This window comes from Okeania sp., from assembly GCF_983059655.1.
Map to the genome: position 1 here is coordinate 1 of NZ_CEZPJD010000466.1, position 6169 is coordinate 6169.

General features: G+C 33.0%; 5 protein-coding genes and 1 pseudogene. 2 read left to right on the top strand and 4 right to left on the bottom strand.

All coding sequences use genetic code 11. The annotated features are described in order from the left end of the window. Positions 1–549 precede the first annotated feature (549 nt). Both hemE and AC3DU7_RS21930 read right to left on the bottom strand, forming a co-directional pair. A complete protein-coding gene (gene hemE / locus AC3DU7_RS21925) occupies positions 550–1614 on the bottom strand; it encodes a uroporphyrinogen decarboxylase (protein WP_488041426.1) in 1065 nt (354 codons plus the stop codon). 459 nt (positions 1615–2073) lie between these two features. Continuing rightward, positions 2074–3453 (bottom strand): helix-turn-helix domain-containing protein, encoded by a 1380-nt coding sequence (locus AC3DU7_RS21930; protein WP_488041427.1) that lies wholly within the window; start codon positions 3451–3453, stop codon positions 2074–2076. A 295-nt stretch (positions 3454–3748) separates the two neighbouring features. Here AC3DU7_RS21930 and AC3DU7_RS21935 point away from each other — a divergent pair, with 295 nt between their 5' ends. Together AC3DU7_RS21935 and AC3DU7_RS21940 are read left to right on the top strand one after the other, a co-directional pair. After that, positions 3749–4351, top strand: coding sequence for a DUF6232 family protein (locus AC3DU7_RS21935; protein WP_488041428.1), 603 nt, complete (start codon positions 3749–3751; stop codon positions 4349–4351). 71 nt (positions 4352–4422) lie between these two features. Continuing rightward, the gene (locus tag AC3DU7_RS21940; protein WP_488041429.1) at positions 4423–4809 is read left to right on the top strand and encodes a hypothetical protein; all 387 of its coding nucleotides are present in this window, start codon (positions 4423–4425) and stop codon (positions 4807–4809) included. 584 nt (positions 4810–5393) lie between these two features. Here AC3DU7_RS21940 and AC3DU7_RS21945 read toward each other — a convergent pair. Continuing rightward, positions 5394–5957 (bottom strand): hypothetical protein, encoded by a 564-nt coding sequence (locus AC3DU7_RS21945; protein WP_488041430.1) that lies wholly within the window; start codon positions 5955–5957, stop codon positions 5394–5396. Between the two features lie 15 nt (positions 5958–5972). Beyond that, positions 5973–6169 (bottom strand): annotated as a pseudogene (locus tag AC3DU7_RS21950) (DUF429 domain-containing protein); the annotation flags it as partial.

Sequence of the window (6169 nt, forward strand, 5' to 3'; positions counted from 1 at the left end):
CAATGAATAATGGAAAATTACCTCTCCTTGAAAAAAGAGGATTGAACTTAAGGAATGAGGATAAAATATGATCCACAAATATTTGCTAGGAGTACCGCACTGAAATGCTCCTGTGCAGAAAATCTGGAAGTTAATAAATTCTCATTCCTAAGGAAAATGTTTTCTTTTTATTTTCTCCAGACTTAATAAATGAAGAAGTCTTAGACCAAATTAAGTAATTAGGGCTTGCTGATTAAATCTAAAAGCATTGACATATAAAGACAAGTGCTTTTTTGGAGTCGAAAAAAGTGCCTGGTTTTCAGCTATTTATGCTCAAAAAGTTAGTATTTTAGGCGCATAGTTGGGCAGAACAATTTTGGGACAATTCTTACTCCTACCTGCTCGCTCATTCCCATTTCTCCTGTCTTCTGTCTCCTGTCTCCTAACCCTACTAAAAGACTTTTGAGGGCAAACCCTAATTATCAATTATCCATTATCAATTATCCATTAATAAGCCCACCCCTAGACAAAACAAAAATTAATGGAAATCTTACATAAGGTTGAATTGAATTAAGCAGTTACTGCCAGTAAGTTGCTTACTTCTTTAGCAGTTTCAAAGAAGAACTCTACATTTTCTTCAGGAGTCTTTTGCAAAACACCATGTCCTAAATTCAGAATATGACCTTGGTTGCCTGCTTTGCGAATAGTTTCTAAAATGCGAGATTTGATAAACTCTTTAGAACCAAAAAGTACGCCTGGGTCTATATTTCCCTGTATGCCAATATTTTTACCAAGGCGTTGTCTTGCTTCGCCGATGTCTACTGTCCAGTCTACACTAACTATATCAACACCAGTTTGGGGCATTCTCTCTAATAATCCAGCACTGCCATTAATATAAAGAATAAATGGTGTGTTTGGATGAGTTGCCTTAACCTGTTGTACTACTCGTTTTTGATATGGCAAGGCAAAAGTTTCATAATCTTGAGGGCTAAGTTGGCCTGCCCAAGAGTCAAACATTTGGATAACTTGTGCCCCACTATTTATCTGGTAACGAGCATAAACGGCGATCGCGTCTGCTAGTTTGCCGAGAAACTGATGCAACATTTCTGGTTCGCAAAAGGCCATTCTTTTGATAAAAGTATAATCCTTACAACTTTTACCTTCTATGGCATAAGCTGCTAATGTCCAAGGTGCTCCTACAAAACCTAAAATTGCTGCTTCGTTTTTTACTTGTTGTTTGAGGGTTTGTAAAATTTCTCTGATAAAAGGTAGAGACTCTTCTGGTTCGATGGGATGAAGTTGGTCAATTTGAGATTGAGTGCGAATAGGAGGGTCGATTATTGGGCCTTTACTTTCGACTATATCAAAGTCAATGCCTATTGCTGGAAGTGGGGTTAAGATATCTGAGAATAAAATTACTCCATCTGGTTTAAATGCGTGGAAAGGTTGCAGAGATATTTCCACAGCAATATCTACGTTTTCGGAACGCTCGCGAAATGAGGGGTATTTCTCTCGTAAATCTCGATAAGATTTCATGTAACGTCCTGCCTGTCTCATCATCCATACAGGTGGACGGTCTAATACTTCACCCTTAGTTGCTCGTAATAAATATGGTAGTTGGCTAGATTCGGCCATCTTTATTTTACCTTATACTTCTCAAGTTTTTTTATCTTAGATAGCAAGCAAAGCATAAGGTTGGGATATAACAAAAGTCTCAAACTCAAATTTTTAAGATAGCCTTTCCCTTCTGCCTTCTGCTATTTCAGTAGGTCAATATGATTGTCCTAATTTGTAAGTTTACAAGGACGTGACACCTGTGGAAATAGTAGAGTTTGGATTGTAACGAAAGTTTACTATTAAGAAAGGGAGTAGGAAATAGGGAGTAGGGAGTAGGGGATAGGCAAAAAATACAGCGCTTCCCATTGCCCATGAGGTATACCCATCGCGGGCAAGATGCCCGCACTACAATATTTTCATCATTTACCCTTTACCTCATTTGCCTGAAATATGCTGTATTTATTCTGTCAACTGAAAATTTTTTAAATTCTGACTCCTGAATTCTGAATTCTGACTCCTACTAAATAGTTAAATAGTTTAGTTTTGCATCTGAAAGTTTTTAATATATTCTTTGAATAAGGAGGATAGGCTGAATAAGGTATTGTTGGTTTTTATTTGATTTAATAAGTATCGTCTTTTTAGGGATTGTAATCCATTGATAATATCTATGGAGGATAATGAGCAGGTTTTTTTTAAGTCTTCTATTGAAAGATTTTCATCGGATGTACTTATTTTTAAAACTATTTGTTTTTCTATGTCTGACATTCTCTGGTATGAGGTGTCGAAAAGTAGTTTCATCTCTTCTGTGATAATTAAGTTCTCTTCAGCTATCAAGTGAGATACTAAGTCTTGAAAGATATCTTTGATTAAAGTACATATATATTTTAAGTATAAGGGATTGCCTAGATACATATTGTTTAAATCCAGCCAATATTCTCGGTCTTGCAGTTTATATTCTTGAATTATTTCTATTCCGGCTGAATTATCTAAGCCTTCTAACTCTAGGCATTGAATTGGATATAGTTCTCGGTCTAAGGCTGTCATTTCTTGAGCTTTTTCTTGGCTAATTAATATTACACAACTTTGATGTTCTGTTTGAGCGATCGCTTGGAAGAGGTTTTGATATTCTGTGTGTTGAGTTTGATATTGTCCGGCAAGTTTTCTACTGATAAATATGTTTTGTACGTCGTCGAGAACAATTAAACATTTTTGTCTAGATAGTAAGTCTAAAAATTGGGTGAATTGTTCGTCTGAGATGAGAATATTTTGATTTTGGATAGTGATTTTTTTTAAGAGGTCAGTTATTAGAGAGTTTAGAGATTTAACAAGTTTTAAATTTCTCCAAATTACTACATCGAACTGTTGGATATTCAAGTCAATAAATCTTTTGACTAGGGTTGTTTTGCCAATACCGCTTAATCCTAATACTGACATTAGACGAGTTTTTTGATGGAGGATATAGTTGGAGAGAATTTCTAGTTCTTGAGTACGTCCGTAAAAGTAAGCAGGATTAATTGTAGGGGCGATAATTAAATCCTGAAAAGTTGTTTTAGCTGTATCTTTGATTTGAGAATCTTGAGGATATTTTTGATACTGATATAGAGTTTGTGACCCGAAGTTAAAATTACAATTAGTTCTACAAATAGACGATTTTTCTTGTATCTGTAATCTTTCAATAGTAGAGCGAAAATTAGATTTATTAATATCTTCTCCTAAACTTTCGGAAAAAGTTTTCCATAGTTGATAACCTACATCTCGAACTCGACTTTCACTACGGTTACATTCTTGTGCAATATTTTCATAAGTTTTACCTTGCCAAACACCTTTAATAACTGTTTCTTGAATATCATCTAAATGTTTTCCTCTATGAGCAAAAACTAGGCGATCGGCAAATTGTAAAATTTCCGTAATAGTCATTGAGTTTAGTTCTAATAATAGTTTTAGCCATTTTAGCTCATTCTCATAGGACGTTTTAGGATATTTTCCTATATTCACTTGATTTTTATTTACAAAAATCGCGACTTAATCAAACAATTTAGTATAGTCAAAACTGGATTTAACTCTTAAACTATGTCTTAGGGTATAATGGAAATTTTTCTAATTCAATATATGATTAGTTAATATTTTTAGTCTATCTGAACTAAGTTGTACAGCTTGAAAAAAGCTGACTGCTAAGTCCTAGTAAAAGAAGAATTTTGAAGTCAATTTAAGGGTGGATGATAATTTACCAAAATCTTATCCAGAACCAGAAGAAGTAGAAGTATCGGTTTTAAAAGTTAGAGGAAAAACCTTAATTTATAAGGATACTGTTTATCAAATTAACAACATCACCAGTATTCGTTATATTGAATTGAAAACTACTGAAAAAAGAACTAAAAGGTTTTCTACTTTACGATTTATAGGTGCTGGATTACTAATATTTATAGCTATTATATTACTTCAATCTCCAAACAAAAATTTCCAAATATTTGGCTTACTATTGATAATTGTTGATATTTTGCTATTGTGTCATCATCGACCTAATAAAACTTCTCAAAAGTATGGTCTAGTTATTGAAGGCAATTCTGGCTATAAAAACATTATAGTTAGCCCAAATCCAGGCTGGATTAGGACAGTAATTGTTAATTTATGCGATGTTATGAATTCTGAACAAGGAAAAATAGGAAAAATAAACAAAAATTTTAATTTTAAGAACTGTTCTATTGAAGATAAATCTGTTAAATTTGAAGATAAATCTGTTCAAGTTGAAACCAGTATTGGTTCTAGTTTTGTATCAGGTAATGTAGAAGGAGATGTAGAATCTTCTATTGACTAATATTTCCAATTGATAAAGTATCGAATTATTTTTAAATCAACAAATTTTTCATAAATTAATGGAGGTTAAATATGGAAGACAAATCTATAAAAGTTGGAACAAGTTATGGCTCCAATTTTGTATCAGGTGATGTTCAAGGAAATGTTACTGCTTCTATCAATAAATTACCAGATTCTTCCGAACCAAATAAGCCAGGAATTAAAGAAGCTTTGACTCAACTTCAAAAAGCAATTGAAGCAGATTCAAATTTGAGTCAAGCGACTAAAGAAAAAACTTTAAAGGAAGTGCAAAGTTTAGCAGAAGCAGCAAAAAATCCCCAGGAAAATAAACAAATAGCAAAAGGAGTAATTGGATTTTTTCAAAACTTATTTACAGAGTTACCTAAGACAGCAAAATTAATTCAGGAGTGGAAAAAGTTATTACCAGCGATCGCTAGTTTCTTTGGATTTGAAAATTAGGATATATCCGCAAATCTTCAGATGACGAAAAGATAACTAAATTGGTGAGGAATTAAAACTTAATCCCGACTTTGACACATGAGAAAATTCCGGCAAAAAATTTATCAGTTGTAGGTTGGGTTGATAAAAAAAACTCAACAAAAATAGAGATGTATCTCAATCTTTTTTCCTCTTCTCTTTTACTGATAACTGATAACTGATAACTGAATATGTTGGGTTGCGCTGTCGCTTAACCCAACCTACGGTATTCTCGACTTTTACAGGTCATAAAATTAGACAAAAAATTTACCATTTGTCGGTTTGGTTGATAAAAAAGCCTCAATAAAAATAGAGATGTATCTCAATCTTTTTTTCCTCTTCCCTTTTACTGACAACTAATAACTGAAATTCCCCTTACCGAATAATTAATAATTAAATAATTCGCGCCTTGAAACCTCCCCTTTGAAGGAGAAAAAACAGTCGATAGATGGATGGGTTTCCTAATCATATCCAATCGACCAAGAAAAGAAATAATATTTCCTTATATTAAATCAAGAGCGGTTTTATACAGAAGTAATTATCAATTATCCATTATCAATTATCAATTATCCATTATCCATTAATGAATCTATTTCTTTATTTCCAAGTTCAAATCCATTGTCTTTAACATAGACATAAGGAATAGTTTTAGCCTTAAAATCAACTATATTGGCTGCATTTTGTACCCACTCACAATAAAGTGGATTTAATTGTTGATAAATTTGTTTGAGATTTTGTATTTCTGCTTCAAGTTGATTAGCTTTTTCGTTGACTTTTTTCACTTGCTCCTGTAATTCTTTTCCCCCTTGATAAACTTTTTCTTGTAGTTCGTGCCATTCTAGTCGAGATTTTTTTGGTGCTAATGTAGTTTTTTTCTGATTAAGTTGTGCTTCTAATATTTTGAGAGATTGATTAATTTCTTGTAATTCTTCTTGCCACTTTGCAGCTTCTTCAGCATTTTTTTTGTGAAATTCTGCTAGTGTTTCGGGAGTATTATCTGGAGGAAAGCTAACATCTATTCGGAAAGAAGAACGTTGATGACGAAGAGTATTTACTTCCGTCTGTAAAGTTTCTACTTCTGCTTGTAAAGTTTCTACTTCTGATTTGAGTTCTGCTATATTTTCTTTCATATATTTGAACAGGGTTTATTCTAGTCTTTCAGGAACTACTATATATCCGGTGGTGCCATCGCCCAAAACTAAATTTTTTGCTTGGCCCCAATACCACCAGTATGCACCAATATAAGCACAGATTAAACTATCTAATTTATCTTCTGTAATTTTGAGGGTAGCTATACTATTTATATTTTCAGTATCTAGGAAATTTTCGGAAATTTCTAGAG

Bases quoted from the DNA above. Each gene is read 5' to 3' on its own strand.
- AC3DU7_RS21945 (WP_488041430.1), bottom strand. From the start codon at position 5,957: ATGAAAGAAAATATAGCAGAACTCAAATCAGAAGTAGAAACTTTACAA.
- AC3DU7_RS21930 (WP_488041427.1), bottom strand. From the start codon at position 3,453: ATGACTATTACGGAAATTTTACAATTTGCCGATCGCCTAGTTTTTGCT.
- AC3DU7_RS21940 (WP_488041429.1), top strand. From the start codon at position 4,423: ATGGAAGACAAATCTATAAAAGTTGGAACAAGTTATGGCTCCAATTTT.
- hemE (WP_488041426.1), bottom strand. From the start codon at position 1,614: ATGGCCGAATCTAGCCAACTACCATATTTATTACGAGCAACTAAGGGT.